The organism is Catenulispora rubra, assembly GCF_015356825.1.
Taxonomy (GTDB): Bacteria; Actinomycetota; Actinomycetes; order Streptomycetales; family Catenulisporaceae; genus Catenulispora; species Catenulispora rubra.
This window is the reverse complement of sequence record NZ_JAACYW010000060.1, coordinates 21,686-48,554: the sequence shown is the minus strand read 5'-3', so window position 1 is coordinate 48,554 and position 26,869 is coordinate 21,686. Positions and strand designations below refer to the sequence as shown.

Genomic DNA, 26,869 nt, shown 5'->3' with positions numbered 1-26,869 from the left:
CCGTCGGGGACCGTGAAGATCCCGTCCTGGGTGAAGGTCTGCGAGGTCTGGGCCCACGCCGGGGCGCTCCCCAGGCAGGCGCCGATCAGCACAGCCGCGCCTGCGGCCGTCGCCAGGCGCCGGGTCAGGACCGGCTTCACGTCCTCGCGCACGATGGCTCCCTGGGTCGCGGTCGACCGGTCACGGTCGACCGCCATGGACGAGCACTGTCGGCGCTTACTTGACTACCGCCGACCGCCTGCCGCCAAGTCCCTTTGCGCCGAATGAGTGCATTGTGACGTGCCGGATCCGGCTCCGCGTGTCGCGCCGGAACTCAACCGCGTCAGACGTGTACGGATAAGGCCGAACAGGCCCCAAGTCGTCGGTTTCCCCTCATCGAACTGGACATTTCCATGCGCCGCCACCTCAGATTCCGCGCCGCCGTGCTGGCGTTCGCGGCGGCCCTGCTCGGGGTGCCGCCGTCACCGGCCCGCGCCGACACGTTCGCCGCCTCGCCGACCATCGTCCAGGTCGTCGCGCACGCGGACGACACGTTCCTGTTCTTCAATCCGGACCTGCGCAAGGTCTACGACTTCCCGCTCGTCACGGTGTTCCTCACCGCCGGCGCGGCCACCACGCAGGTCGGGCCGGGCCAGCCGTTCTCCAGCACCTGCCTGTACGGCAAGAGCCGCGACAAGGGTGCCCGGGCGGCCGCCGCGGAGATCGCCGGCGTGCGCAACCCGACCTGGACCCGGACCCCGCTCACCTTCGCGGGCAGGGTCGTGGAGGAGGACACCCTCGACCAGGCGCCGCAGGTCAAGCTGGTGTTCTTCAAGATGCACGACGCCGGGGACGCCAACTACGTCAGCGGCGTGAACCACCAGGGGATCCTGGAGCAGATCTACAACTCCGGCCAGATCACCGGCTGGCACGAGGCCACCATGGGCACCCTGGCCGCGGACGGCGGCTCGGACTGCGAGCAGCAGTACGCGAACCAGACGTACACGAAGTCCCAGCTGACCGCTTCGCTGACGGCCTTGTACGCGCACTACAACGCGACCGTCGTCTACGGCATGGACCCGCACCGGTTCGACAGCGACCCGGGGAACACCGACCACCTCGGCGCCGGCGGCTTCACGCTGGACTCGGTCGCGGCCTACCACGGCCCGGGCAGCAACGGCCACGTGCTGCTGCGGCCCTACCGGGACTACAACATCAGCAACGAGGAATCAGACCTCGACGCCGGCAACGCCGCAGCGAAGAACGGCGACTTCCTCAGCTATCTCGGTCCGGACCGCGGCGACATCCCCGGGGTGTACCACGGCCTGTACGACACCTCGCCGGATCCGAACAACTCCTTCTACTCGCCGTTCTACACCCGCCAGTACTCGCGCTGGCCGAACGGCTCGGTGTGGACCGCGACCGACGGGACCGGCAAGCTCAACGCCTTCGCGATCCTGGACAGCCAGATCCAGCAATGGGTCGAGACGAGCCCCGGCGGGGCCTGGACGGGCCCCACACCGATCCCGGGCAGTCCGGGGCTGACCCCGAGGCTGTCGGTCACCGTGGACCCCTCAGGCATGGTGCGGGTGTTCACCACAAGGCTCTCGGACTACGCGGTCATGACGGACGTGGAGACCGCGCCGGGCGTCTGGGGCGGCTGGAAGTCGCTGGGCACCCCCAACACGTCGAACCCGACACTGGTCGGCGATCCGGCCGCGTTCACCGAGCAGAACGGGAACGTGACCGTGTTCGTGCGCAACCTCGGCACCGGGGTCAGTGCCAAGACCCTGAACGCCGGGAGCAGCTGGCCCAGCGCCTGGGCCGATCTCAGGGGCTTCCAGGTGCGGGACGACCTGGCGGTGGGCTTCGGCGGCAGCGGCGCCGGCGAGCTGTTCGCGCCGTCCGGCCAGGGCATCCTGCACTGGAAGCAGAACGCCCAGCGGCGGTGGGCGATGGACAGCGCGCCGCTGACCCCGGCGGCGATCGGCAAGACGCAGGTCTCGTTCGCGGTCAACGGCGACGGACGGCCGGAGATCTTCTACGCCGACCCGGACAATCCGACGGTCGCGACGCAGTGGACACAGCTCAACGGCGCCTGGACCACGTCGCCGGGGCTCATCGGCGGCAGTCCGCCGATGCTGGAGAGCGTCGGCGCCACGACCGCCGGCGACGGCCGGATCACCATCGCGATCCGGAACTCCGGGGGCGGGGTCAGCATCGTGTCGCAGACCGCGCCGAACGCCGGGTTCGCCGGGTCCTGGCCGGATCTGGGGAACGTGATCGTCGGGGCGCCGGCGTTGACGGTCGACTCCGACGGAGCGCTGGTGGTGCTGACGTTGGAGCTGGACGGAGCCCTGCACGTCAACCGGCAGACGGCGGTGGGGACGGACAGCCCGTTCGGCGGGTGGCAGTTGGCAGGGGCCTGATACGTGGCCTGATGCCACTGCGGCGAACGGCCCGCTCCCCTTCGTCGGGGTGCGGGCCGTTCGCCGTATCAAGTGCCGCTCAGCGCTGCCCGATGCAGCTCGGTGCTGCTCAGTGCCGCTCCGTACTGCTCAGTGCTGCTGGTACGGGTCGTCCCGGAACTGGCGGACGTCGATCATCCCGGTGTCGAAGAACCCGGACGCCTCGGGGTGCTGCTGGTGCGAGGGCTGCTGGGCGTACTGCTGTTGCTGCTGCTCGTGCTGCGGGTACGCCTGGTACTCGCCGGTGTGGTACTCCGGCTGCTGCTCGTACTGGGCGCCGTAGGGCTGCACCGGGTACGGGACCGAGGCCGGGTCGTTGTAGTTCGCGGCGTAGCCGTTCTCCTGGTCGTAGCCGTAGCCCACCGCGACCTGCGCCGGCTGCTGCTGCTGCTGGTGCTGGTACTCCTGCGGCGCGTAGTCCTGGGAGAAGTCCGGGCGCTGGAAGACGCCGCTCATGTCGGCCGCGGCGAACTCGTGCGAGAGCTCCGGCTCCGGCAGGCCGTACTCGCTGTGGCCGTACTCGTTCTGGCCGTATTCGCCGGCCTGCGCGTAGGCGGGCTGCTGGCCGTAGCCGGCGTCGGCCGGGTAGGCGGCCTCCTGGTAGGCGGGCTGCTCCTGGTAGGCGGGCTGCTCCTGGTACGAGGGCTGCTCCTGATAGGACGGCTGCTCCTGGTACGCGGGCTCCTGGTAGGCGGGCTCCTGCGGCTGGTAGACAGGCTCCTGCTGGTAGCCGTCCTGCTGGGCCTCGTACCCCTCGTCGGTGTACTTGGGGTACTCGCCGGTGTTGTACTCGATGCGGGCGCCGGCGTCGCGCTGGTAGCCGGTGGGGACCTCGTCGCGGTCGTCGAAGTCGTACTCCGGCCGGGTCGCCGCCTCGACGGCGTCCTGCTCGGCCATGTGCTCGCCGAGCTCGGACATCGGGTCCCGGCCGACCATCTTGGCCCGGCCCCGGCCCACGGCCGAGAGCGTCTTGGTCAGCACCACCTCGAAGTTGGCGAGCTTGTCGTCGACGTAGTTGTCGGCGTCCTCGCGGATCCGGCGCGCCTCCTCCAGGGCGGCGCCGCGGATGCGCTCGGCCTCCCGGCCCATCTCGGTGCCGGAGAGCATGCTGCCGCGCTCACGCCGGGCGGCCTCGATGTGCTCGGAGGCGTCCCGCCGAGCCTGGGCTATCACCTCGTCGCGCTCGGCCACGAGGCGCCGCGACTCGGCGAGTTCCTCGGACACCCCGGCGGCGAGCTCGTGCAGGATCTCCAGGACCTCGGCGCGGTTGATCACGCAGGAGGCGGACATGGGGACCGCCTTCGCGGTCTCCACGATCTGCACGAGATCTCCGACCATCTGCTCCAGGCGGTCGCTTGTGGTCACTTCTCACTCGCTCCTCTAGCGGCCCCGAGGGGCCGCCCCTTCTTGGCGACGGTCGGTCTTCGCGGGGGTCCTTGCGCGAGCCCCTAGCGGCAAAGGCTACGCGGACTTCTTCTTCCGTTCAGCCAGTCGGTCGGTAAGGGCCGAAAGCACCAGGTCGGGGACCAGGCCCGAGACGTCCCCGCCCAAGGAGGCGACCTCCTTGAGCAGTGACGAGGACAGGTAGCTGTACAGCGGATTCGAGGCCACGAACAGGGTCTCGATGCCGGACAGCCGGTGGTTCATGTGCGACATCTGGAGTTCGTACTCGTAGTCGCTCACCGCGCGCAGGCCCTTCATGATGGCCCGGATCCGGTGCGTCGCGCAGAAGTCGACGAGCAGTCCCTCGAAGGGCTCGGCCCGCACGTTCCCATACTCGGCGCTGACCTGCTCCACCAGATCGATCCGCTCCTCGACGGTGAACAGCGATCCGGCCTTGCCGGCGTTCACCCCCACCGCGACGATCACCTCGTCGAACAGCCCCGAGGCGCGTCCGATGATGTCCAGATGACCGTTGGTGATCGGGTCGAAGGACCCGGGACAGACCACTCGACGGATGACGGGCTCGTCCATGGTTACTCCGGCGGATTGAGGGGACCGGTCGTTGACGCGCCGCGAACGTACCAGACAGCGAAGTTCATGCGGGCCTCCCCGTAGCTCTTGGTCCGCGTGGCCTCATAGCCCGCCGGCCAGCGGAAAACCTCGTCGCGCGCTGATCGTTCCAGGACGACGACGGCGTCCGGAGCGAGCCAGCCGCCCGCGCCGAGCGCTGTGAGGATGGTCACGACCTCGGCGTCGGGCACCGCGTACGGAGGATCGAGCAGCACCAGGTCGAACGGCGCCTCCTTCGGCACGTCACCGGCCACGGCCCGCTCGGCCCGGTCGGCGACGACCCGCGCCCCGGGCAGGTCGACGGTGGCCACGTTCTGCGCGATCAACCGGGTGACCCGCCGGTCTGCCTCGACCATCAGAACCCTGTCGGCGCCGCGCGAAAGGGCCTCCAGACCCAGCGCGCCGGAACCGGCGAAGAGGTCGAGCACTGACAATCCGGACAAGCCGCCGAACTCGGATTCGAGGGCGGAGAACAGGCTTTCCCGGGCCCGGTCACCGGTCGGCCGGGTGCCGTCGCCCGGCGGGACGGCCAGGCGGCGGCCTCGGGCGGTGCCGGCGATGATGCGGGTCATGAGTGGCGCACCCCGAGGTCCGCTACGGCCTTACCGCGATGGACATCGACATCGGCATGGACGGCACTGGCATCTGCGGGCACGGCGGCACGGCCCGGGCGGCACGCGCCTTCGAGCGCGGCGGCGCGAGCCGAACTGCGGCCGGCGAGAACTGAGCTGATCATGTCTTGCCCAAGTATTCCGCCTGCTCCGGGTCCAGCAAGACGGCAATTGTCCGGGCGAGCGCCGGGTAGGCCGCCAGCGTCGGGTCCGCCTCGACCAGCGGGGTGGCCTCATCGCGTGCGGCGCGGATCACGTCCTCGTCGTCGATCACACTCAGCAGGCGCAGTGAGCTGCGGTAGCCGGACTGCGTGGCGCCCAGGACGTCGCCTTCCTTCCGGATCGCGAGGTCTATCTTCGACAGCTCGAAGCCGTCGAGGGTGGAGGCCACGGCCGCCAGGCGTTCGCGGGCCGGCGCCCCGTCCGGCGACTCGGTGACCAGCAGGCACAGGCCCGCCCACTTGCCCCGGCCGACGCGGCCGCGGAGCTGGTGCAGCTGGGAGACGCCGAAGCGGTCGGCGTCCATCACCACGATCACCGTCGAGTTCGGGACGTTCACGCCGACCTCGATGACCGTGGTCGCGACCAGCACGTCCAGCTCGTGCGCGGCGTACGCGCGCATCACCGCGTCCTTGTCGTCCGGCGCCATGCGGCCGTGCAGCATGCCGACGCGCAGGCCCTTCAGCGGGCCCTCGGCCAGCTTCGCCGCGACGTCCACCACGGCCAGCGGCGGCCGCTGCTGGCCGGGTTCGGAGACGAGCTCGGAGCCGTCGTCGCTCGCTTCTTGATCAACACTGCCCTCGCCGGCCTCGCCGATGCGCGGGCACACCACATAGGCCTGATGCCCCGCGCCGACCTCCTCGCGGATCCGCCCCCACACCCGCGCGAAGTGCGAGGGGTGCTCGTGCGCGGCCACCACGTGGGTGGCGATCGGCGAGCGCCCGGCCGGCAGCTCGGACAGGATCGAGGTCTCCAGGTCGCCGAAGACCGTCATCGCCACGGTGCGCGGGATCGGGGTCGCGGTCATGACCAGGACGTGCGGCGGGTCCTCGCCCTTGGCGCGCAGCGCGTCGCGCTGCTCGACGCCGAAGCGGTGCTGCTCGTCGATAACCACCAGGCCGAGATCGGCGAACTGGACGTGGTCCTGGATCACCGCGTGGGTGCCGATCACGATGCCGGCCGCGCCGGAGGCCGCGTCCAGCAGGTTGCTGCGGCGGTCCTTCGCGTTCTGCGATCCGGTGAGTAGCGCGACCTTCACCTGCTTGCGGGACGGGTCGAAGGGGGTCGCAGCAGGGTCGGCAGCCTCGGAGAACAGGTCCATCGGCACATCCGCCGAGGCGCCCAGCATCTGCACGATCGACCGGTGGTGCTGCTGCGCCAGCACCTCGGTCGGCGCCAGCATCACCGCCTGCCCGCCGGCGTCCACCACCGCGAGCATGGCGCGCAGCGCGACCATCGTCTTGCCCGAGCCCACGTCGCCCTGCAGCAGCCGGTGCATCGGGTGCGAGGAGGCCAGGTCCTGCTCGATCTCCACGCCGACCTGCTTCTGGCCCGCCGTCAGGGTGAACGGCAGGGCGGCGTCGAACGCGTCGAGCAGGCCGCCGGGGACGCGGCGGCGCGGCACCGCCGGCAGCGCCTTGAGGGCCTCGCGCCGCTGGGCCAGCACGACCTGCATCGGCAGCGCCTCGTCCCACTTCAGGCGCTTGCGGGCGACCGCGATCTCCGGCCAGTCGTCGGGCCGGTGGATCCTGCGGAACGCCTCGGTCAGCGGGAGCAGGCCCTGCCGGGCCCGGACCGGGCGGGGCAGCGGGTCGTCCGCCAGATCGGCGTCGAGCTGGTCCAGGACCATCGCGACGCAGCGCGCGATCATCCGCGGCGCCAGGCCGCTGGTGGTGGGGTAGATGGGCAGCAGCTCGCCGGCCCAGCTGTCCACGTCGGTGTCCTCGGTATCCGCGTCCAGCTTCTCGAACTCGGGGTTCGTGAGCTGGATCTTGCCGTGGTACTCGCCGACCTTGCCGGCGAACATGCCGAGCATGCCGGGCTTGAGCGCGTTGGCGGCGCGCGGGTTGAAGAACGTGATCTCCACCGGCACGTCGGCGGCGTCCCGCACCTCGACGGTCAGCATCTGGCCGCGCCGGGCCGCCATCGAGCGCCGGCTGACCTTGGTGACCTGCGCGACGATCGTGGCCTCGGAGCCCGGCTCCAGCTCGGAGAGCTCGGTCAGCTGGCCGCGCTTGACGTACCTGCGCGGATAGTGGCGCAGCAGATCGCCGATCGTCTCCAGGTTGAGTTTGGTGCGCAGCACCTTGGCGGTGCGGTCGCCCACGGCCTTGTGCAGGGGATCGTCCAAGCGGATGCCCATGGTCCGGACACCTCCCGGCTCACTCGACGCCGATCAGGAGCGGGTAGCCGGTCTGCCCGCCCTCGTACACCACCACGTCCACGACCGGATGCCGGGCGCGCACCCGGTCGGTGACGGCCTCGGGCATGCCGGGTTCGGTGCCGTCGCCGACCACCAAGGTCACCATCTCACCGCCCGCCGACAACATCCGCTCCAGCACCGCCTCGGCCGCGGCCGCCTGGTCGTCCTCGATCAGCGCGACGTCGTTCTCGACGTGCCCGAGCACCTGCCCGGGCCGGCACACCCCGGCCATGGTCCAGGCCTCGGTGGCGGCCACCTCGATGGCCCCGTACCGGGTCGCGCCGGCCGCGGCGGTCATGGCCACCACGTCGGCGTCGAAGCGCCGGGACGGCTCGTGCACCGCCAGCGCCGCTATCCCCTGCACGGTCACCTTCGCCGGCACCGCCGCGACCCGCATCGACGGCTGCCCGGCGGACAGCCGCTCGGCCACCGCCGCGGCGACCGCGGTGGTCTCCGCGTCGTTGGACAGCAGCACCACCTCCGAGGCGCGGGTGGCGGCCACGGCCCGCTCGAAGTCGGCGGCGCTCGGCGGCCGGCCGGGCTCGGCGCGCAGGACGTGCGCCCCGGCCGACTCCAGCAGCCCGGCGATGCCGTCGCCGTAGGCCACGGCGACCACGGCCCGGGTCGGGCGCAGGATCGGCGCGGCCGAGGCGCCCGGGGCACCCGAGGCGGCCGAGGCCGGCAGCGGCTCGGCGTGCGGCGCGGCCTGCGAGGCCAGGTGGGTGATCTGGATGTCGCGCGGACGCCCGGCGGCGATCCCGGCCTCCAGCGCGACCCCGGCGTCGTCGACGTGCACGTGGACCCGCCACAGCCCGTCGCCGCCGACCACCACCAGGCTGTCGCCGCCGCCGCGCTCGCAGAACTCGTCGAGCTCGCGCCGCAGCTCGGCGATCGCGGAGTCGGTGGCCTCCACCAGGTAGATGACCTCGAACTCGGGATCCGTCCGGGCCGGGGCCGGGGGCCGCTCGACGGCCGGGGCGGCGGCCAGCCGCCGCTGCCGGTAGGCGCCGCGCGGGTCGAGGCCGCCGGTGTAGGCCGCGAGGGTGTCCAGGAGCACGACCAGGCCGAGCCCGCCGGCGTCGACCACGCCGGCCTGGCGCAGGACCTCGAGCTGGTCGGTGGTGCGGGCCAGCGCCTCGCGGGCGCCGGCCGCCGTGGCCTGCGCGACGTAGGCCAGGGAGTCGTTCGCGGTGAGCTGCGTGGGGGCGGCGGTCAGCTCCCCGATCGCCACCACCGCCGCCGAAGCGGCCTGGGCCGCGGCCGCGGCCACCGACAGGATGGTCCCGGGCGCGGGCCGCGCCACCGCCTCGTACGCCGACTCGGCCCCGGCCGCGAGCCCGGCGGCCAGCGCCGCGCCGTCGACCGCCGAACCGGTGTAGCGGGCCCCTGCGGCGCCGCGCAGCAGCTGGCTGAGGATGACCCCGGAGTTGCCGCGGGCGCCGAGCAGGGCGCCGTGGGCCAGGGCCTGCAGCGCCTCCGGGACCGAGGGCGCGGGGCCCGAAGCGGCCAGGCGGTCGTCCAGGGCGCGGCACGCGGCCTCGAACGTGAGGTACATGTTGGTGCCGGTGTCGGAGTCGGCGATGGGGAAGACGTTCAGCGCGTCGATCTCCTCGCGGTGCCGGCCCAGCACCGCCAGCGCCGCCCCGGCCCAGCGGCGCAGCGCCCCGGCGTCGACGGGGGAAGCGTCGGGTGCCGCGTCGGGTGTCGCGCCGAAGGACGCGTCCGCGCGCGAAGGCGGCACGGCGGCGCTCGCGGCGGATCCGGGGACGCTGGGGGGCATGGCCGCCAGGGTACCGCTGCGGCCTGTGGCAACCGGCGCACGCACCGCCTGGACGCCGTATGTGCGGTGTATATGCACCGCACAGGCACCGGATTGGCGTCACGCCCCGCGCGTCGGGTACTCTGACCAGGTTGCCAGGACGGGCAGTGCCCCCCGGCCATCAGTACCTGCCCGCCGATGACGGCGGGGCTCAAGCAAGCACGCAGCCGCAAAAGACAAGCAACCGGCAGCGTCAACGACTCGGTAGAGGTGAATCGAAGTGGCTGCCAACTGCGACGTGTGCGGCAAGGGGCCGGGCTTCGGCCACAACATCTCGCACTCGCACCGCCGGACCAAGCGGCGCTGGAACCCGAACATCCAGACCGTCCGCGCGGTCGTGAACGGGACCCCGAAGCGCGTCAACGCCTGCACCTCCTGCATCAAGGCGGGCAAGGTCGCGCGCTGAGCGTGTGCGTCGGCGCCGTGCTCACCAAAAGCACAAAGCGGTAGTAAAGACCGCACGCCGTGACGACTTGAGAAACCGCAGGTCAGCCCCACCGGGGCAGACCTGCGGTTTTTCGTGTTCAGAAAACGGTAAGGCTCTCGGCCCACGACTGTGTCGGTACCGCATGTCACGATGGAGTGCATGACCCATCTCACGGTGGAAGGTGCCCTGGAGTACATCTCGGGCATCTGTTTCAAGACCGGGCCGCCCAGCCGTGTCGGCGTGGAACTGGAATGGTTCCCCCGGGACGCGCGCCGCCCGGAGCACCTGCCGGAGCGCGAACGCCTCATGCGTGCCTTCGCGGACGCGGCGGACCAGCCGTTGTCCGGTTCTCTCACGATGGAACCCGGCGGCCAGTGGGAACTCAGTTCCTCCCCCGCCGACACGGTCCGCGATCTGATCGCCGCCACGGACCGTGACCTGACCCTTTTACGGCGATCGGCTGCGGAGGCAGGCTTAGAGCTCGTCGGCACGGGCCGCGAGCACGGCCACCCCCCGAGTCGCGTCATCGACCATCCCCGCTACGTCGCGATGGAGCACTTCTTCGACCGCGACAACGGCTCCGGCCGCGTCATGATGTGCTCGACCGCCTCGATCCAGGTCAACCTGGACGCCGGCACCGAGCACGACGGTCCGGAGGGTTTCCGCCGCCGCTGGCGGCTGGCGCACCAGCTCACCCCGGTCCTGACCGCCGTCTTCTGCCGGACCGACCGGCCGGCGGTGTGGGCCGCGATCGACCCCGGGCGCACCGCCGCCCCACCCCTGGAATCCCCCGACCTGCGTCTGGCGTACGCGCAGTACGCGCTGGACGCCAAGCTGATGTGCGTCCAGCGCCCGGACGGCGCGCCCTGGACCGCACCGCAGGGGCTCACCTTCCGGGAGTGGATCAAGACCGGTGCGCTGGAACCCGGCGAGGACCGCGCCCCCACCCTGGACGACCTCGCCTACCACCTGACCACCCTCTTCCCGCCGGTCCGGCCGCGCGGGCACCTGGAGTTCCGGGTGCTCGACGCGCTGCCCGGCGATCTGTGGCGCGTGCCGACGGCACTGCTCACAGCCCTGTTCCACGACGCCCGGGCGACGGACGACGCCCAGGCCGCCCTCGAACTGACCCCGATCCGGAAAGCCGCCGCGGCCTGCTTCGACGCCGCCCTGTCCGCCCTGGAGCGGATGGACGTGCCCGCCGAGCTCACAGCCGAAGTCGCGCGCTACGCCGAGGAGGACCTCCCATGACAGTGCCCATAGACCACACCAGCTCAGAAGTCGGCGCAGCCGACCTCACCGAGCGCATAGCCCGCAGCCTGGAGCGCGCCCGCGAGCGCACCCAGGGCCTGACCGGACCGGTCGACGAGCCGGACCTGATCCGCCAGCACTCCCCGTTGATGTCGCCCCTGGTCTGGGACCTGGCGCACATCGGCAACCAGGAGGAGCTGTGGCTGCTGCGCAACCTCGGCGGCCGCGAGCCGATGCACCCCGAGATCGACCCGCTGTACGACGCCTTCGAGCATCCGCGCGCCGAGCGCCCCACTCTCCCGCTGCTGCCTCCGGACGAAGCGCGCCGCTACGTCCACGAGGTCCGCGGCCGGGTGATGGACATGCTTGAGCAACCCCGATGGGGAGACGCGGAGCTGAGCCGGGGCGGATTCGCCTTCGGCATGGTCGCGCAGCACGAGCAGCAGCACGACGAGACCATGCTGATCACCCACCAACTGCGGACCGGCGAACCGGTCCTTCACCGCCCCGCGCCCCCCGCACCGCCGGCCGACGCGCACGCGCTGCCGGCGGAGGTCTTCGTCCCGGCCGGGCCGTTCACCATGGGCACCTCGACCGAGGCCTGGGCCCTGGACAACGAGCGGCCGGCGCACGAAGTCGACGTCGCAGGGTTCTGGCTCGACACCACGCCGGTCACCAACGGCGCGTACACGGAGTTCATCGCCGACGGCGGCTACGACGACCCCCGCTGGTGGTCGGAGGCCGGCTGGGCGCACCGGCAGAAGGCGAACCTGGTCGCCCCGCTGTATTGGACGCGCGAGGGTGAGCAGTGGCTGCGCCGACGTTTCGGCGTCGTCGAGCCGGTGCCGGCCCAGGAGCCGGTCGTCCACGTCACCTACTACGAGGCTGAGGCCTACGCGGCTTGGAAGGGCCGGCGCCTGCCGACCGAGGCCGAATGGGAGAAGGCCGCGCGGTACGACCCGATCAGCGGCCGGTCGCGGCGCTACCCGTGGGGCGATGAGGATCCCTTGCCCCAGCACGCGAATCTCGGCCAGTCGCACCTCCAGCCCTCGGCCGCCGGCTCCTACCCGGACGGCGAGGCGCCGTGCGGGGCACGGCAGCTGATCGGCGACGTCTGGGAGTGGGTGTCGTCGGACTTCCTGCCCTACCCCGGCTTCGTGGCGTGGCCGTACCGGGAGTACTCGGAGGTCTTCTTCGGCCCGGACTACAAGGTGCTGCGCGGCGGATCGTTCGCCGTCGACCAGGTGGCGTGCCGGGGCACCTTCCGGAACTGGGACTACCCGATCCGGCGGCAGATCTTCTCCGGCTTCCGGACCGCGCGGGACGGGGCGCTCTGATGTGCCGACACCTGGCCTATCTGGGGCCGCGGAAGTCCTTGCGGGAGTTATTGATCGACCCGCCGCACTCCCTGTACCGGCAGAGCTGGGAGTCGGCTCGGCAGACGCACGGCGTGGTGAACGCCGACGGATTCGGCGTCGGCTGGTTCGCCGACGGGGACCCGGTTCCGGCGCGGTACCGGCAGGGCGGCCCGATCTGGGCCGATCCCTCGTTCCCTGACATCGCCCGGGTGACGCGCAGCGGTGCGGTGCTGGCGGCCGTCCGCGACGCCACGACCGGCTCGGCCACCGGCACCGAGGCCGCCGCGCCGTACCAGGGCCGGGGTTGGCTGTTCAGCCACAACGGATCGATCGGCGGCTACCCGGGTTCGGTGGCGAAGCTCGCCGAGACCGTGCCAGCCGCCGATCTGCTGGCCCTGGAATCGCGGACGGACTCGGCGTTCGTCTGGGCCCTGATCCAGGCCCGGGTGCGCGAGGGCGCCGCGATGAACGAGGCGGTCGCCTCGGTGGTCGCCGACGTCACCGCGGTCGCGGAGGCCCGGCTGAACCTTTTGGTGATGAACGACACCACGATCGTCGCCTCGGTCTTCGGCGACACCCTCAGCGCCCGGACCGGCGACGGCTTCACGGTCGTCGCCTCGGAGCCGGACGACGACTCGCCCGGTTGGGCCGACGTCGGCGAGGGCGTCCACACGTGGAGCGCAGAAGGCTGGAAGGGATCTCAGGAAAGGTCAGTGGGACGATGAGCGGTATAGAGATCGAGCGGCACCTGCCGGAGGACTTCTTCGCGGCGGCGCTGCGGGACGACGTTCTCAAAGGCCTGACGGACGAGCCGAAATGGCTGCCGCCCAAGTGGTTCTACGACGCGCGCGGCAGCGAGCTGTTCGAGGAGATCACCCGGCTGCCGGAGTACTACCCGACGCGCGCCGAGCGGGAGATCCTGGCGGCCCGCGCGGCCGAGATCGCCGACGTGACGCGCGCCGAGACGCTGGCGGAGCTCGGTTCGGGCTCGTCGACCAAGACGACGCTGCTGTTGGACGCCCTGCGCGACATCGGCACGCTGCGCCGGTACGACCCGATCGACGTCAGCGAGGCCGCGTTGCTGGCCTCCGGCGAGCAATTGCAGCAGCGCTACCCGGAGCTGACCATCCACGCGGTCGTCACCGACTTCGAGGAGCGGCTGGCGATCCCGGAGTCGGCGGGCCCGCGGCTGGTGGTCTTCCTCGGCGGGACGATCGGCAACCTGCTGCCGGAGGAACGATCGGTATTCCTCTCACGGGTGCGCGCCGGACTTCGGCCGGGTGAGTGGTTACTGCTCGGCACCGACCTGGTGAAGGACCCTGAGACGCTGGTCGCGGCATACGACGACGCGGCCGGAGTGACGGCGGAGTTCAACAAGAACGTGCTGTCCGTCGTGGACCGCGAACTGGACGCCGACTTCGATCCCGACGACTTCGACCACGTGGCACTCTGGGACGCGAACGCGGAGTGGATCGAGATGCGGCTGCGCGCCCGACGGGACCTTTCAGTCCGGCTCAAGGAGCTGGATCTGGGGGTGTCGTTCGAGCGCGGCGAGGAGCTCCGGACGGAGATCTCGGCGAAGTTCCGGCGCGAGGGCGTGGCGCGCGAACTCGGCGCGGCCGGGTTCGCGGTGCGGCGGTGGTGGACCGATGAGGCCGGGCGGTTCGGGCTTTCGCTGGCTGAGGCGGTCTGAGGCGCTCTAAAGCGGTCTGAGGTCTGATGGTCTCCGGGGAACGGGATGCGGATCCCGTTCCCCGGACATCTCAACGCAGGTGGACCAGCCGATCCCAGCCGACCCTGTCCAGGGTCTCCTAGTAGTAGTTGGGGGCGTTCCACTGCCCGTCGGGCAGACCGTTGAGACCGCCGGACTCGTCACACGCCTTGGTGATCTGGATGAACTTGGTGAGGCAGTTGTTCACCATGAGGTTGTGGTCCTTGCAGCGGTATCTGAAGTAGCTCGGCGTCGTAGCTGTCTCAAAAAGTCGTTCACCATCTGCTGGAATGAACCGTGCCTGCGCCAGCCGTGGTCCTGGGGCCAGCGGTACGCCCAGCCGATGTGTCCTAAGTGCACCGGTGCCTTCGGCGCGTCGAACAGGCACACTCTGCCGTCCAGGTAGCTGAGCGGCTTAGCGTGCTGTCGCTGACGCGGCCGCCAATGCCGCGATCGCGCACTTTATCGCCTTTCGCAAGGTGGTCCTCCATCTCCGGGGAGGCCGCCGCGATCCGACGGCCTCTTGGGGATATCGGCCTTGTCGATCAGGGACTGAAGGGCGCGCGGTTGGGCCCTACCGCCAGCGCCAGCCGTGGTCCACCGGCCCGATGCCGGCGCCGAGGGGGAAGCCGGCCGCGATGCCGCCGGTGACGTACTCCTTCGCGGCGCGGACCGCGGTCGGGACGTCGTCGCCGAGGGCCAGGCGCGAGGCGATGGCGCTGGCGAGCGTGCAGCCGGTGCCGTGGGTGTGGCGGTTGTCGTGGCGCGGGGCGCGCAGCCAGTGCTCCGCGCCGTCCGGGCCGACCAGGAGGTCCACCGATTCCGGGTGGTCGCTCAGGTGGCCGCCCTTGACCAGCACCCAGCGCGGGCCGAGGTCGGCCAGGGCCCGCGCGGCGGCCACCATCCCGGCCTCGGCCACCACGTCCAGGCCGGTGATCAGCCGGACCTCGTCGAGGTTCGGGGTGACGACCGTGGCGCGCGGCAGCAGTTCGCCGCGCAGGGCGTCGAGCGCCTCCGGGGCCAGGAGCGGGTCGCCGTGCTTGGACACGCTCACCGGGTCGACGACCACCGGCACCGCCGGGTCCAGCGTGCCGATCAGCCGGGCGACCGTCGAGGTCAGCTCCGGCGAGGCCAGCATCCCGGTCTTCACCGCGTCCACGCCGATGTCGTCCACGACGGACCGGAACTGGCGCTCCACCGCCTCGATGGGCAGGGCCCAGAAGTCTTGGACGCCGACCGAGTTCTGCGCCGTGACCGCGGTGAGGACGGACATGCCGTGCACGCCGTGCGCCAGCATCGTCTTCAGGTCGGCCTGGATGCCCGCGCCGCCCCCGGAGTCGCTGCCGGCGATGGTGAGGACGCGGGGCGGGGCGCTGGAAACGGGAGCTGCGGACATGGTGATCAGCATACGAGCCGCAGAGGCGGGGTCGCCGGGCGCGGTCAGGCGCGGAAGTCGAGCATGTAGAAGACCTTGTCGTAGCGCCGCTCGCCGACCGCGACGAAACCCGGGAGGCGGCCGTACTCGCGGAAGCCGAGGGTGCGGTACAGGTGCAGCGCGTTCGCGTTGTCACCGCGGGCGTCGAGGGTCAGGACCTCGATGCCGGCCTCGCGCGCGCTGTCCACCAACGCGGCGGTGAGCAAGCGGCCGACTCCCATGCCCTGCGCGTCGGAGGCGATGGCGAGCTTTTCCAGATCAGCGTTCGGACGGTGCGTGGGCCGCTCGTAGCGCAGCCAGTAGCCGAGGCCCAGCAAGCGGTCGCCGGAGTACGCCAGCCGCAGCGCGCCATCGCCGACGCGCGAGGCGGCACTCACCTTCGCCAGGAGCGTGGCGATCTCAGGCTTCGAAGGCGGGTCCACCCACCCGAGCGCGGCGCCGCCGGCGACCAGGTCGGCGAGGATGGCCTGCGCGGCGTCGACCACATTCTCATCGGCCGCGACACCATCGCGGATCTCCACGGCATTGTTCATGATCCTCAGCCTGCCGGGCACCGGACCCCCGAGCCAATGGATGCTGTGGCCAGAGTGCGCGCCGCAGCTGGCCACAGAGTCGCTACCGCGGTGCCCGTGCCTACGCCATCGCCCAAGCCGCCGGGCTGAACTTCTGCGTCAGCTCCACCAAAGCCTTCAACGGCGCCGCCGCCGGCCCGATCCCGTCCCGCCACCGTGCCTCGATGGTCAGCGGCGCCAAGCCCTGCTTCAGATCCAGCATCACCAGGTCGCCGGACTCCAGCTCCGCCGCGACCGAGAACCTCGGGAGTAGCGCCGCGCCGCGGCCGTACACCGTCAGCCGCCGCAGCGCGTTCAGCGAGCCGGTGATCATCGCGATCTTCAACGACGGGCCGAGGTCGCGTCCGCTCTCGTCGAAGAGCTGCCGGTAGATGCAGCCGATCTCGGTGACCATGAACTCGGTGGCGCGGACGTCGTCCAGCGTCAGCGGGCGCACGCTCGCCAGCGGATGCGAGGGGGCCGTCACCAGCACCACGCGGTCGGTGCCGACCACCGCGGTCGGGCCGTCGTAGGCCGGGCCGCTGTCCAGCGTGAACACCGCGTCCAGGCGGGCTTCCTGCAGCTCCTCCATCAGCCGGGTGCGGCTGGTGACGGTGACCGTGACGTCTGCGGTCTCGGGCCCGGCGGCTCCGTGGTCGAAGGCCGTCAGCATCTCGGGCAGCCACTCGTCGGCCAGCGACTGCAACGCCCCGATGCGCAGCAGCGGACGCTTCCCGGAGACGGTGCGGCGCATCTCTCCGTCCAGGTCGAGCATCCGGCGCGCGTACGGCAGCAGGCGCTGGCCGGCCTCGGTCGGGACCGTGCCGATGCTCGTCCGGTTCAGGACCGGCGTGCCGAGGTCCCGCTCCAGGGTCCGCAACTGGTCGCTGACGCTGCTCTGCGCATAGCCGAGCTGCTCGGCGGCCGCGGAGATGCCACCGGCGTCCACGACCGCGAGGAACGCGCGCAACTGTCGGGTGTCCATGCCACCATCCTGCCATCGGCTTCTCCGATAGGGGCGGTCCGCAGGGTACGGTGCGTGCGAAGCCCGGGGCCGCGCGCCGGATCCCCCGGAGCCTTTGAACAGAACGCCGTCGCTGGACTGAAACTTCCATTCCCAAGGAGACATGGTGGCTCGCTTCGCCGTCGAATACGTCTACACCGCGGACACCGCCAAGCGGGACGAGGTCCGCCCGGCACACCGCGCTTTCCTGGCGGAGGCCCAGGGCCGCGGGGAACTGCTGGTGTCCGGGCCGTGGGCCAACAACACCGGCGCGCTGCTGATCTTCGAGGTCGAGGACGAGGCGGCGCTGAAGACTCTGCTGGAGCACGACCCGTTCGCCGAGGCCGACCTGGTCAGCCGGGTGCGGATCAACGAGTTCAACCCGGTGTTGGGGAGTTGGCTGGAGGGCTGAGGAGCCAACCGTCCGGCGACCAGTCAGATACGGAACAGGATCCGTTCCCGCTGAGCGCGGATCGGGTCGAGGAACCGCGACCGCACCTCGTGGTGGCCGGGGTCCGCGACCCAGGCCCGGTAGGCCTCCTCGTCGTCGAAGTCGGCGATCACCGCGGCGTCCATCGCGTCGTCCGTCAGCCGGGCGTCGCGGTGGAACTCGAAGTGCCGGCGCCGCTCGAACGGCAGGTCGCCGAGAGCCTTGCCGAAGGCCTCGATCTGTTCGTCGGTGGCTTCGGGCGTGAATTTGATGAGCAATATGCTTCTGATCACGCTCCGATCCTCGCGCAGACTCCGCTGATCTCGCCATCGGAGTCCCCGATGGTCCGATCGGAAAGAGGGTCTGTCGGTGGCAGCGGGATCGGCCCGATCCTCGAAGCATGGCACTGACCGACGAAGCCGCATCAAAGACCACCGTCCCTGTTCCCCCTGCTGCTCCCAGCGGCCGGACCAAGGCCGCGTTCGCCGGCATCGTGGCCGGCAACTTCATGGTCCTGCTCGACGCGACCATCCTGAACGTCGCCCTCCCCGACCTCAAGACGAACCTGCACGCCTCGGCCTCGGCGCTGCCGTGGACCGTGGACGCTTACACCGTCGTGTTCGCCGGGCTGATGCTGGCCTCCGGCGCGATCGCCGACCGGTTCGGCGCCCGCCGCGTGTACCAGAGCGCGGTCGCGCTGTTCGGCGTGATATCGCTGCTGTCCGCGGCGGCGCCGAACGTCGGCGGCCTGATCGCCGGCCGTGCGCTGCTCGGAGCCGCGGCGGCCGGCATGGTCCCGGCCTCGCTGGCGCTGCTCGCCGGCCTCTACCCCGACGCCAAGGAGCGGATGAAGGCGGTCGGCGCGTGGGCCGCGCTGTCCGGGATCGGGCTGGCCGTCGGGCCGGTACTCGGCGGCGCGCTGGTCGCGGCCGGCGGCTGGCGCCTGGTGTTCGTCGTGAACCCGCCGCTGGCGCTGGTCTCCTGGTTCCTGGTGCGCGGCCTGTCCTCGAACCGTTCCGAGCAGCGCAAGAAGTTCGACATCCCCGGCCTGGCCCTGTTCACCGTCGCGCTCAGCGCCCTGACCTACGGCCTGGTCGACGCCGGCACCGAGGGCTGGGGCACGCCGTCCGCGCTGATCGCGCTGGCGGTCGCGGTTTTGGCGGCCGTCGCGGTGGCCCTCGTCGAGCGCCGGGCCGAGACGCCGGTGCTGCCGCCGGAGCTGCTGCGCCTGGGCCGCGTCCGCAACAACCTGGTGACCGCGGTCGCCGCGAACTACATCTTCTACGGACTGCTGTACTCGGTCACGCTGTGGCTGGAGGAGACGCGGCACCTGAGCGCGGCCATGACCGGCATCGCGTTCCTGCCGATGATGGTGCCGATATGCATCCTGCCGTTCGCGACCAGCCGGCTGGCGCACCGGTTCGGCGCGCGCCCGATGGTGATGGTGGCGATGGCGGTGAACGTCGCGGTCGGCGCGGTCCTGTTCACCGTCGGCCCGCACACCTCGCTGGCCGTGGTGACCGTCGCGCAGGTCCTGATGGCCATCGCCACCACGATGACCATCCCCTCGATCACCGCCGACATGGCCGTGGCCACGCCGCGGGCGCTCGCCGCGACCGGCCAGGGCGCCCTGAACGCGGCCCGGCAGACCGGCAGCGCGCTGGGGGTGGCGATCCTCGGCACGCTGTCCGGGATGCACGCCGCCGGGATCGCGATGGCCGTCGGGGCGCTGGTCACGCTGGTGCTGACCGGGCTGACGCGGCGCGGTGCCTGATCCGCATGTCGGATGCCGAGGTGCGGTTTTGCCCGGCGGGCGGCGCCGGTCCCACGGGGGGATCGGCGCCGTCCGCGTTACGCCGAATGGCCGAAGTGGCTGAAGCCGCCGGGACCCTCCCAGGGCTTACCGTCCACGGTCACGGCCGCGGCGCCTTCGTACACGGTGCCGATGGGGCGCCAGCCCTCAGGAACCTCGGCGGCGAAGGTCGCGACCAGCGCGTGGTCCTCGCCGCCCGTCAGGATCTGGTCCAGGCGCGGGCCGGGGGTGGTGACCAGCAGAGTGCTGTCGACGTCGACCGCGACCCCGCTGGCCACAGCCAGGTGTTTCAGGTCGGCCAGCAGACCGTCGCTCACATCCAGCATCGCCGTGGCACCGGCCCGCGCGGCTTGCGGACCGGCCGCGTACGGAGGGCTCGGGCGGCGGTGCGCAGCAAGATAGTCAGCAGGCTGCGGAAGCGCCTCGGTCCCGGACCCCGCTCCGGTCCCGCCACCCGCCGCTTGCGCCGCGCCATCACCCACGTCACCGTGCGGATCCTGCCCGGACAGCAGCAATTCCAGCCCCGCCGCCGACCACCCGAGCCGTCCGGCCACGGCCACCGTGTCGCCCGGCCGCGCGCCCGAGCGCAGCACCGGGGCCCGGCCCTCCAGCGTGCCGAGCACCGTCACCGAGATGGTGATCAGGTCGCCGCGCACCATGTCGCCGCCGGCCACGATCGCGCCGAGCGGGGCGCATTCGGCGGCCACGCCCTCGGCGAACTCCTCGACCCAGGCCACCGGCAGGTCGCCGGGCAGCACCATGGCCAGCAGCAGCGAGGTCGGGACGCCGCCCATCGCGGCGATGTCGCTGAAGTTCTGGGCCGCGGCCTTGTGTCCGACGTCACGCGGGCCGGACCAGTCACGACGGAAGTGGCGGCCCTCCAGCAGCACGTCGGTGCTGATCGCCAGGCGCCCGTCGGGTGCGGCCAGCACCGCCGCGTCGTCGCCGGACGGCACCAGGGTCTCGGGGCTGGTCAGGGGCAGGCGCGCCTGGACGCGGGCGATGAGCCCGAACTCGCCGACGTCGTCGATGGTCTCCACGCCGGTACCGTAACCCGGCGCAGCCCGACACTACTCGTTCGGGTGAACCGTGGCGGTCCGCCCAACGGGCATGGACTCCCGGAATGGGGGAACCGCAGGCTAAGGTGGCGTTTCCGACAGTAGGAGGACACGTGGTTCAAGCGTACATCCTGGTCCAGACCGAGGTGGGGAAGGCGGGCGCCGTGGCGCAGGCGATCGCCGAACTCGAGAGCGGCATCACCACCGCCGAAGACGTGACCGGGCCCTACGACGTCATCGTTCGCGCCGAGGCCGCGACCATGGACGAGCTCGGCCGGCTGGTGATCGCCAAGATCCAGGTCATCGAGGGCATCACGCGTACACTGACCTGCCCCATCGTGCACTTCGAGTGATGTGGTAGACCAATCTTCCGTGTCGGTGACTGCGGGAGATCCCAAGAATCCATACTCGGGGAACAGGTGGATACCGGCCGCGGCTGTAGCGACAGCCGCGGTTTTGGCGTGCGTGGGGGCGGTGTGGGGCTACCACGTCGGCCAGACCGGCGCCGTCGGCGTCGGACTGCCGGAGACCTCCGACCCGGCCGTCCTCACCGCCTGCGCGAACCTCGTCAAGGCCCTGCCGTCGGACCTGGAGGGCAAGCACCGGCGCGGCGCGGTCGGCACCGACGGCCACGTCGGGCAGCGCGCCGCGGTCTGGGGCTCACCGACCACCGTGCTGCGCTGCGGCGTCGCCGAACCGGCCGCGGTCGTGGTCGGCGGCCCGGACTACACCCCGCTGTCCAACCAGTACGCGAGCATGGGGGACGACACCTCGCAGGTCAACTGGCTGATCCAGGACAACGGCACGGACAGCGTCACCTACACCACCACCGACCGCGCCGTGTACATCGAGGTCACAGTCCCCTACGACGGCGCCGCCCAGAAGCAGGACGCGTCGAACGCGCTGGTGGACCTGGCCCCGCTGATCGTGAAGACCGTGCCGACCAAGGCCGGGCAGTTCGTCAGCGACCAGATCCAGTAGTCCGGCGAGCTCAGACCGAACCGCCTCAGCGCAGCCCGGCCGGCCGCCGCAGCGCCGTGTCGATCAGCCGCGAGATCAGCTCCGGGTACGACATCCCGGCCGCCTGCCACATCTGCGGGAACATCGACGTCGGGGTGAACCCCGGCATGGTGTTGATCTCGTTGACGATGAACCGGCCCGGACCGCCGTCGGCCGACTCCTGGTAGAAGAAGTCGACGCGGGCCAGCCCCTCGCAGCCCAGCGTCTCGAAGACGCCGACGGTCTGCTCCCGGATGTCCGCGATCTCCTCGTCGCTCAACCGCGCCGGGATGTCCACCTGGGTGCTGCCGTCGAGGTACTTGGCCTCGAAGTCGTAGAACGCGTGCTCCCCGGTGACCCGCAGCTCGGCCGGCATCGAGGCCTCGGCCGGGGCCAGCGGATCGATCGCCTCCAGCACCCCGCACTCGATCTCGCGGCCCGCGATCGCGGCCTCCACCAGCACCTTGGGGTCGTGCCGCCGGGCGGTGTCGATCGCCTGGCCGAGGTCCTCGGGGCGGTCGACCTTGGTGATGCCCATCGAAGAGCCGCCGCGGGCCGGCTTGACGAACACCGGGTATCCGAGCTCTTCCACGGCCAGCCGCACCGCGGACCGGCCCTCCTCGGTGGCCCAGTCCCGGGGCCGCACGACCTCGTACGGACCGACCTCGAACCCGGCCTGGGTCAGCAGCCGCTTCATGAACTCCTTGTCCATGGAGACCGCGGAGGCCAGCACGCCGGAGCCGACGTAGGGGATGCCGGCGAGCTCCAGCAGGCCCTGCAGCGTGCCGTCCTCGCCGTAGGGGCCGTGCAGCAGCGGCAGCACCACGTCCACCTCGCCGAGCGACTTCGGCACCGCGCCGGGCTCGTGCACGGTCAGCTCGCGCGCGGTCGGGTCCCCGGCCATGGTGACCAGGTTCGCGCGCTCGGCCGAGGCGGGCTGCCCGATCTCCGGCAGCCGGCCGTCGGTGATGGCCAGCTTCAGGCCGCCGCCGTCCGGCAGGTCGGCCAGCACCCAGCGGCCGTCCGCGGCGATGCCGATCGGCAGGATCTCGTAGCGCAGCGGGTCCGGCCCGTCGCGCAGGGCGTCCAGTATGGAACCGGCGGTGACGCAGGAGATGGCGTGCTCGCTGGAGCGTCCGCCGAACACGACTGCCACCCGGATCCGCTTCTGATCGCTCATGAGACTGACCCTACCGAAGTCGGAGTAGGGTCCGGTGCATGATCGAGCGGGGTGGGAATCCGGCGGGTTACGACGATTCGTCTCGTCAGGAAGCCCCGCGGCGCATCCCCGGCTGGTTGGCGCGGGCGCTCCCGGACACCGGACCGCAGCGCGCGCTGGTGATGTCGAGCTTCGTGAACCGGGTCGGCACCGGCATGTTCCTGGCCACCTCGGCGCTGTATTTCACGGTGATCGTGGGCATCCCGGCGCGCCGGGTCGGCACCGGCCTGAGCCTGGCCGGTCTGGCCGCGCTGCTGGGCTCGGTGCCCGCCGGGACGCTCGCCGACCGGGTCGGGCCGCGCACCGTCCAGCTGGTGACACTCGCGGTGCAGACGGTCACGATGGCGCTGTTCGTGGTCGTGCATTCATGGTGGGCGTTCACCGTGGTGGCGGCCTTCGACTACGTCGCCGACGCGGCGAACAACGCGGCGCGCGGGGCGATGATAGGCCGCGTCGGGGGCGAGCGGCCGGCGCTGTTCCGGGCGAAGCTGCGGACGTTCGTGAGCGTGGCGGTGGTCGCCGGGACGCTGCTCGCGGCGGTGGCGATCCAGATCGGGACGCGCGGGGCCTACGTCACGGTGATTCTGGTGAACGCGGTGTCCTATGTGGTCTGCGCACTGTTGCTGTTGCGTGTCCCGAACTTCACACCGCTGCCGCGACCCGAGGGCGCGCGGCGGTTCGCGGCGCTGGCGGACCGGCCGTACGCGGCGTTCGCCGTTCTCAATGGTCTGATCAACCTGCAGGCGGTGGTCGTGACGCTGCTGATCCCGCTGTGGATAGCGTCGCGGACGCACATCCCGCACTGGGCCGCCGCCGCGGTGTTCGGGCTGAACTTCGTGCTGGGGACGGCGCTGATGCAGCCGGTCGGGCGGCGCATCGAGACGACCGAGCAGGGCGGGAAGGCGTTGCGCGTCGCGGGCGTCGCGATCGCGGTGGGGTGCGCGGTGCTGGCCGGCAGCGGTTCGGGGCCGCGGTGGTCCGAGACGCTGGTGCTGTTCGCCGGGGCGGCGGTGTTATGCGCGGCCGGGGTGTGGGTGACCGCCGCCGGGTTCTCGTTGAGCTTTGGTCTGGCGCCGGCCCATGCGCAGGGGCAGTACCAGGGACTCACGCTGCTGGGGCTCGACGCCGCCGGCGCCGTGGGGCCGGCGCTGCTGACGGCGTTGGTGCTGGGGCTCGGTGGGCCGGGGTGGATCGTGCTCGCGGTGGGATTCGCGGCGGCGGGGTTGGCGGGGCCGGTGGTCACGCGGTGGGCGGAGCGGACCCGGCCCGCGGACGTCGCGGTGGGCGGCGCCGCGCCGGAACCCGCGTAGCGCCCAGTACCCAGCGCGCAACGCCTAGGCCTAGGCCTACGCTCAGCATCCAGTGCCGAGCGCCTAGTGCCCGTGGCGCTCCGGCTTCACGGGCCGCGTCATCAGTTCCTTGAGCATCTCCGCCGGCGCCCGGCCGTCGTGCACGATGGCCACCACCGTCTCGGCGATCGGCATCTCCACGCCGTGCCGGTCCGCCAGCTCCAGCACCGCCTCGCACGACTTCACGCCCTCGGCGGTCTGCTTCACCTCCGCCTGGGCCTGCTCCAGCGTCAGCCCGCGCCCGAGGTGCACGCCGAAGCTGCGGTTGCGGGACAGCGGCGAGGCACAGGTGGCCACCAGGTCGCCGAGGCCGGCCAGCCCCGAGAACGTGTAGGGGTCGGCGCCCAGCGCCGCTCCGAGCCGTGCGGTCTCGGCCAGTCCGCGGGTGATGATGGTCGCCTTGGTGTTGTCGCCGAAGCCCATGCCGTCGGCGATGCCGACCGCCAGGCCGATGACGTTCTTCACCACGCCGCCGAGTTCCACGCCGGTCACGTCGCTGGCGGTGTAGGTGCGGAAGTAGGGGCCGTTCGTGGCGGCCTGCAGGCGCAGCGCCACGTCCTCGTCGCGGCTGGCCACCACCGAGGCGGCGGGCTGGCGGCGGGCGATCTCCGGGGAGAGGTTGGGGCCGGACAGGACTGCGACGCGCTCACGGCCGAAGCCGGTCAGCTCGCGGATCACCTCGGTCATGCGCTTGGCGGTGCCGACTTCCAGGCCCTTCATCAGCGACACCAGGACGGTGTCCGGGCCGATGAGGTCCCTCCACGCGGTGAGGTTCGCGCGCAGCGTCTGGGCCGGGACGCTCAGGTACGCGAACTCCGCGCCGGCCAACGCCTCGGCGGCGCCGGTGGTGGCGCGGACCGCGTCGGGGAGGCGGACGCCGGGGAAGTACTCGGCGTTCTCGTGGTCGGCGTTGATCGCGGCGATCTGCGCCTCGCGGCGTCCGACCATCACGACCTCGTTGCCGGCGTCGGCCAGGACGATGCTCATCGCCGTGCCCCACATGCCGGTGCCGAAGACGGCACAACGCCTCATGCGCTCTCGACCTGCTTTCCGCTGTCGCCGTTCTCGTTCTCGCGCTCGGTGTCGAGCACGTTCTCGCTGTTGTAGCCGTTGTAGCCGTCGTAGCCGTTCTCGCCGTTCTCGACCCCGTTGACCGGCATGTAGCGCACCGCCGGCGGGGCCTCGCCGCGCACCTTCGCCAGCAGCTCGGTGATGGCGTCCATGATGCGGTCGGTCGCCTCGCGCAGCGTCTCCGCGGTCTGCGGGAGGCCGCGCAGGTCGTCGAGGTCCACCGGGGGCCCGGCCAGCATGATCATCCTCTTGCGGGGCAGCAGGTGCGGCCGCCGCTCGTGGTACGCCAGGATCTCCTGCGGTCCCCACTGTGCCACCGGGACGACCGGACAGCCCGTCGCGAGCGCGATCCGCGCCGCGCCGCTCTTCGCCGCCATCGGCCATATCCCGGGGTCGCGCGTGATGGTGCCCTCCGGATACAGCGCGACCGCCTGGCCGTCGTTCACCGCGGCGATCGCGTCGCGCAGCGCGTTGGCCGCGTCCGCGCTGTCCCGGTAGACCGGGATCTGCTTCGCCGCGCGCAGCACCCCGCCGACGAACTTGTTCTTGAACACCCCGGACTTGGCCAGGAACCGCGGGACGCGGCCGTTGCCGTAGACGTAGTGGCCGAACGCGAACGCGTCCACGTGCGAGATGTGATTGGCCGCGATCACCACGCCGCCGGTCTCCGGGATGTTCTCCCCGCCGCGCCAGTCCCGCTTCATCAGCACGCGCAGCAGTGGCACTAACACCACAACGATGAACCGGAAGGCCGCGCCCTGTTTCCTCGGCGGCCGGTAGGGGGTGCTGGAGGGCATCCCCCAAGTGTTCCCGAGTGCGGGGCGTCCGAACAAGTACGCCGGTCGTCGTCCCGGCGTGACAGGATCAAGTCATGCCCCGGTCAGACCTCTCCGAGCACGGCGCGAGCAACACCCCGCGCGCCGCGGACGCCACGGACGCCACCGGCTGGTGCCTGGTGGTGCCGGTGAAACGACTGGGGCTGGCCAAGACCCGCCTGGCCGGCCCGGATATGCCCCCGGCGCTGCGCGAAAGGCTGGCCCTGGCCTTCGCCGCGGACGCGGTGAGTGCGGCCCTGTCGGCGTCCCGGATAGCGCACGCGGTGGTGGTGACAGACGACCCCCGGGCCGCCGAAGTCCTCGGCGCGCTCGGCGCGACGATCGTCCCCGACAAGCCCGACGCGGGATTGAATGCCGCATTCTTGTTCGGTGCCACAGCCGCCCGCCGCGAATTCGGAACCGAAATGGGTATCGCCGCCTGCACAGCCGATCTCCCGGCATTACGCGCCGCCGAGTTGGATATTGCACTTGCGCACATCTCTTCGGCCGCACACAACTCCGGCCCCACCCGCCATTTCATCGCCGACGCCCACGACATCGGCACCACGATGCTCTTCGCACCCCCCACCGCAGACCTGAACCCCAGCTTCGGCGGCCCCTCCCGCGCAGCCCACACCGCCAGCGGCGCCATAGAACTCCCGCCACTGCCGCCCACCGGCATCAGCTCACTGCGACGCGACGTCGACACCGCGTCGGACCTCGCCGACGCCCTCCGCCTGGGAGTAGGACCGCACACCACCGAGATCTGGAGCGCACGGGACCGGGTCGCCTCGGGTGTATAAACAGTGCGTGACGCGCAAAGAGGCCCAAGGCACCGCAAGGGTTTTCGACCCCACGACCCGCACCGGCACCCTCCTGCTCGACGACGGCACGGAGGTCGCCTTCGACACCGCCGCCTTCGACGCCGGCGGCCTGCGCCTGCTGCGCGTCGGCCAGCGCGTGAAGATGAGCGTGGAGGACGGCCGGGTCACGGCGGTGACGCTGGTGACGCTGCCGCTGCCGGAGTAGGGCGCGCGCAGCTGCCGTAGAGCGAGCCGCGACCAACC

Annotated in this window: 28 protein-coding genes; 14 read left to right on the top strand and 14 right to left on the bottom strand. The window is 71.5% G+C overall.

All coding sequences use genetic code 11. The annotated features are described in order from the left end of the window. On the bottom strand, window positions 1-197 hold a 197-nt coding region (locus tag GWK61_RS19060; RefSeq protein ID WP_194909869.1), incomplete at its 3' end, for a hypothetical protein. A gap of 195 nt (window positions 198-392) precedes the next feature. Between GWK61_RS19060 and GWK61_RS19055 the strand changes: the two genes are divergently transcribed. Next, on the top strand, window positions 393-2,408 hold the full coding sequence (locus GWK61_RS19055; RefSeq protein WP_194909867.1) for a DUF8189 domain-containing protein: 2,016 nt from the start codon (window positions 393-395) through the stop codon (window positions 2,406-2,408). 129 nt (window positions 2,409-2,537) lie between these two features. Here GWK61_RS19055 and GWK61_RS19050 read toward each other — a convergent pair whose 3' ends face one another. The 3 genes from GWK61_RS19050 to rsmD all read right to left on the bottom strand — a co-directional run bounded on the left by GWK61_RS19050 (window position 2,538) and on the right by rsmD (window position 5,032). Further along, window positions 2,538-3,812, bottom strand: coding sequence for an ATP synthase subunit B family protein (locus GWK61_RS19050; protein ID WP_194909855.1), 1,275 nt, complete (start codon window positions 3,810-3,812; stop codon window positions 2,538-2,540). A gap of 96 nt (window positions 3,813-3,908) precedes the next feature. Further along, window positions 3,909-4,406, bottom strand: coding sequence for a pantetheine-phosphate adenylyltransferase (coaD, locus tag GWK61_RS19045; RefSeq protein WP_194909878.1), 498 nt, complete (start codon window positions 4,404-4,406; stop codon window positions 3,909-3,911). Window positions 4,407-4,423: 17 nt separating this feature from the next. Continuing rightward, a complete protein-coding gene (gene rsmD, locus GWK61_RS19040) occupies window positions 4,424-5,032 on the bottom strand; it encodes a 16S rRNA (guanine(966)-N(2))-methyltransferase RsmD (protein ID WP_194909853.1) in 609 nt (202 codons plus the stop codon). 2 nt (window positions 5,033-5,034) lie between these two features. Here rsmD and GWK61_RS19035 point away from each other — a divergent pair, with 2 nt between their 5' ends. After that, window positions 5,035-5,187, top strand: coding sequence for a hypothetical protein (locus GWK61_RS19035; RefSeq protein ID WP_194909841.1), 153 nt, complete (start codon window positions 5,035-5,037; stop codon window positions 5,185-5,187). Window positions 5,188-5,192: 5 nt separating this feature from the next. Here the strand turns inward: GWK61_RS19035 and recG are convergent, their stop codons facing one another. Both recG and GWK61_RS19025 read right to left on the bottom strand, forming a co-directional pair. Further along, window positions 5,193-7,433 (bottom strand): ATP-dependent DNA helicase RecG, encoded by a 2,241-nt coding sequence (gene recG / locus GWK61_RS19030; protein WP_194909839.1) that lies wholly within the window; start codon window positions 7,431-7,433, stop codon window positions 5,193-5,195. Between the two features lie 19 nt (window positions 7,434-7,452). Further along, window positions 7,453-9,273 (bottom strand): DAK2 domain-containing protein, encoded by a 1,821-nt coding sequence (locus GWK61_RS19025; RefSeq protein ID WP_194909837.1) that lies wholly within the window; start codon window positions 9,271-9,273, stop codon window positions 7,453-7,455. Between the two features lie 259 nt (window positions 9,274-9,532). Here GWK61_RS19025 and rpmB point away from each other — a divergent pair, with 259 nt between their 5' ends. The 5 genes from rpmB (at window position 9,533) to egtD (ending at window position 14,041) form a co-directional block, all read left to right on the top strand. Continuing rightward, complete coding sequence (gene rpmB, locus GWK61_RS19020; protein WP_194909835.1) at window positions 9,533-9,718, top strand: 50S ribosomal protein L28; 186 nt, start codon at window positions 9,533-9,535, stop codon at window positions 9,716-9,718. 180 nt (window positions 9,719-9,898) lie between these two features. Beyond that, window positions 9,899-10,990: a glutamate-cysteine ligase family protein gene (locus GWK61_RS19015; protein ID WP_194909833.1), complete on the top strand. Its 1,092-nt coding sequence runs from the start codon at window positions 9,899-9,901 to the stop codon at window positions 10,988-10,990. Next, window positions 10,987-12,327, top strand: coding sequence for an ergothioneine biosynthesis protein EgtB (gene egtB / locus GWK61_RS19010; protein WP_194909831.1), 1,341 nt, complete (start codon window positions 10,987-10,989; stop codon window positions 12,325-12,327). Before GWK61_RS19015 ends, egtB begins: the two co-directional genes overlap by 4 nt. Next, window positions 12,327-13,073, top strand: a complete 747-nt coding sequence (egtC, locus tag GWK61_RS19005; protein ID WP_194909829.1) for an ergothioneine biosynthesis protein EgtC — start codon at window positions 12,327-12,329, stop codon at window positions 13,071-13,073. The genes egtB and egtC overlap by 1 nt, the downstream gene beginning before the upstream one ends. Beyond that, window positions 13,070-14,041 carry an L-histidine N(alpha)-methyltransferase gene (gene egtD, locus GWK61_RS19000; protein WP_194909827.1) on the top strand — a complete coding sequence of 324 codons (972 nt, stop codon included), beginning with the start codon at window positions 13,070-13,072 and terminating at the stop codon, window positions 14,039-14,041. Before egtC ends, egtD begins: the two co-directional genes overlap by 4 nt. Window positions 14,042-14,633: 592 nt before the next feature. On the opposite strand, the gene thiD is transcribed toward egtD, so the two are convergent. The 3 genes from thiD to GWK61_RS18985 form a co-directional block, all read right to left on the bottom strand. Further along, a complete protein-coding gene (gene thiD / locus GWK61_RS18995; RefSeq protein ID WP_228562543.1) occupies window positions 14,634-15,455 on the bottom strand; it encodes a bifunctional hydroxymethylpyrimidine kinase/phosphomethylpyrimidine kinase in 822 nt (273 codons plus the stop codon). 44 nt (window positions 15,456-15,499) lie between these two features. Beyond that, on the bottom strand, window positions 15,500-16,027 hold the full coding sequence (locus GWK61_RS18990) for a GNAT family N-acetyltransferase (RefSeq protein WP_194909823.1): 528 nt from the start codon (window positions 16,025-16,027) through the stop codon (window positions 15,500-15,502). Between the two features lie 100 nt (window positions 16,028-16,127). Beyond that, entirely contained in the window at window positions 16,128-17,030 is a 903-nt protein-coding gene (locus GWK61_RS18985; RefSeq protein ID WP_194909822.1) for a LysR family transcriptional regulator, read from the bottom strand. Between the two features lie 142 nt (window positions 17,031-17,172). Between GWK61_RS18985 and GWK61_RS18980 the strand changes: the two genes are divergently transcribed. After that, on the top strand, window positions 17,173-17,460 hold the full coding sequence (locus GWK61_RS18980; protein ID WP_228562542.1) for a YciI family protein: 288 nt from the start codon (window positions 17,173-17,175) through the stop codon (window positions 17,458-17,460). A gap of 23 nt (window positions 17,461-17,483) precedes the next feature. Here GWK61_RS18980 and GWK61_RS18975 read toward each other — a convergent pair whose 3' ends face one another. After that, entirely contained in the window at window positions 17,484-17,771 is a 288-nt protein-coding gene (locus GWK61_RS18975; RefSeq protein ID WP_194909821.1) for a Dabb family protein, read from the bottom strand. Window positions 17,772-17,878: 107 nt separating this feature from the next. Between GWK61_RS18975 and GWK61_RS18970 the strand changes: the two genes are divergently transcribed. Then, a complete protein-coding gene (locus GWK61_RS18970; RefSeq protein WP_194909818.1) occupies window positions 17,879-19,252 on the top strand; it encodes an MFS transporter in 1,374 nt (457 codons plus the stop codon). A gap of 77 nt (window positions 19,253-19,329) precedes the next feature. Here the strand turns inward: GWK61_RS18970 and GWK61_RS18965 are convergent, their stop codons facing one another. Beyond that, window positions 19,330-20,331 (bottom strand): thiamine-phosphate kinase, encoded by a 1,002-nt coding sequence (locus GWK61_RS18965; RefSeq protein WP_323747637.1) that lies wholly within the window; start codon window positions 20,329-20,331, stop codon window positions 19,330-19,332. Window positions 20,332-20,462: 131 nt separating this feature from the next. Between GWK61_RS18965 and GWK61_RS18960 the strand changes: the two genes are divergently transcribed. Together GWK61_RS18960 and GWK61_RS18955 are read left to right on the top strand one after the other, a co-directional pair. Next, window positions 20,463-20,702, top strand: coding sequence for an Lrp/AsnC family transcriptional regulator (locus GWK61_RS18960; protein ID WP_015796587.1), 240 nt, complete (start codon window positions 20,463-20,465; stop codon window positions 20,700-20,702). Window position 20,703: 1 nt separating this feature from the next. Beyond that, window positions 20,704-21,330, top strand: coding sequence for a DUF3515 family protein (locus GWK61_RS18955; protein ID WP_323747636.1), 627 nt, complete (start codon window positions 20,704-20,706; stop codon window positions 21,328-21,330). Window positions 21,331-21,355: 25 nt separating this feature from the next. Here GWK61_RS18955 and GWK61_RS18950 read toward each other — a convergent pair whose 3' ends face one another. Next, window positions 21,356-22,528, bottom strand: a complete 1,173-nt coding sequence (locus GWK61_RS18950; protein ID WP_194909814.1) for a D-alanine--D-alanine ligase family protein — start codon at window positions 22,526-22,528, stop codon at window positions 21,356-21,358. 38 nt (window positions 22,529-22,566) lie between these two features. Here GWK61_RS18950 and GWK61_RS18945 point away from each other — a divergent pair, with 38 nt between their 5' ends. Continuing rightward, window positions 22,567-23,877 (top strand): MFS transporter, encoded by a 1,311-nt coding sequence (locus GWK61_RS18945; RefSeq protein WP_228562539.1) that lies wholly within the window; start codon window positions 22,567-22,569, stop codon window positions 23,875-23,877. A gap of 63 nt (window positions 23,878-23,940) precedes the next feature. Here the strand turns inward: GWK61_RS18945 and GWK61_RS18940 are convergent, their stop codons facing one another. Beyond that, the gene (locus tag GWK61_RS18940) at window positions 23,941-24,948 is read right to left on the bottom strand and encodes an NAD(P)H-dependent glycerol-3-phosphate dehydrogenase (RefSeq protein ID WP_194909812.1); all 1,008 of its coding nucleotides are present in this window, start codon (window positions 24,946-24,948) and stop codon (window positions 23,941-23,943) included. Beyond that, window positions 24,945-25,784, bottom strand: a complete 840-nt coding sequence (locus tag GWK61_RS18935) for a lysophospholipid acyltransferase family protein (RefSeq protein WP_194909810.1) — start codon at window positions 25,782-25,784, stop codon at window positions 24,945-24,947. Before GWK61_RS18935 ends, GWK61_RS18940 begins: the two co-directional genes overlap by 4 nt. 74 nt (window positions 25,785-25,858) lie before the next feature. Here GWK61_RS18935 and cofC point away from each other — a divergent pair, with 74 nt between their 5' ends. Both cofC and GWK61_RS18925 read left to right on the top strand, forming a co-directional pair. Beyond that, the gene (cofC, locus tag GWK61_RS18930) at window positions 25,859-26,605 is read left to right on the top strand and encodes a 2-phospho-L-lactate guanylyltransferase (protein ID WP_194909807.1); all 747 of its coding nucleotides are present in this window, start codon (window positions 25,859-25,861) and stop codon (window positions 26,603-26,605) included. 7 nt (window positions 26,606-26,612) lie between these two features. Next, entirely contained in the window at window positions 26,613-26,831 is a 219-nt protein-coding gene (locus tag GWK61_RS18925; RefSeq protein WP_194909805.1) for a hypothetical protein, read from the top strand. Window positions 26,832-26,869 lie beyond the last annotated feature (38 nt).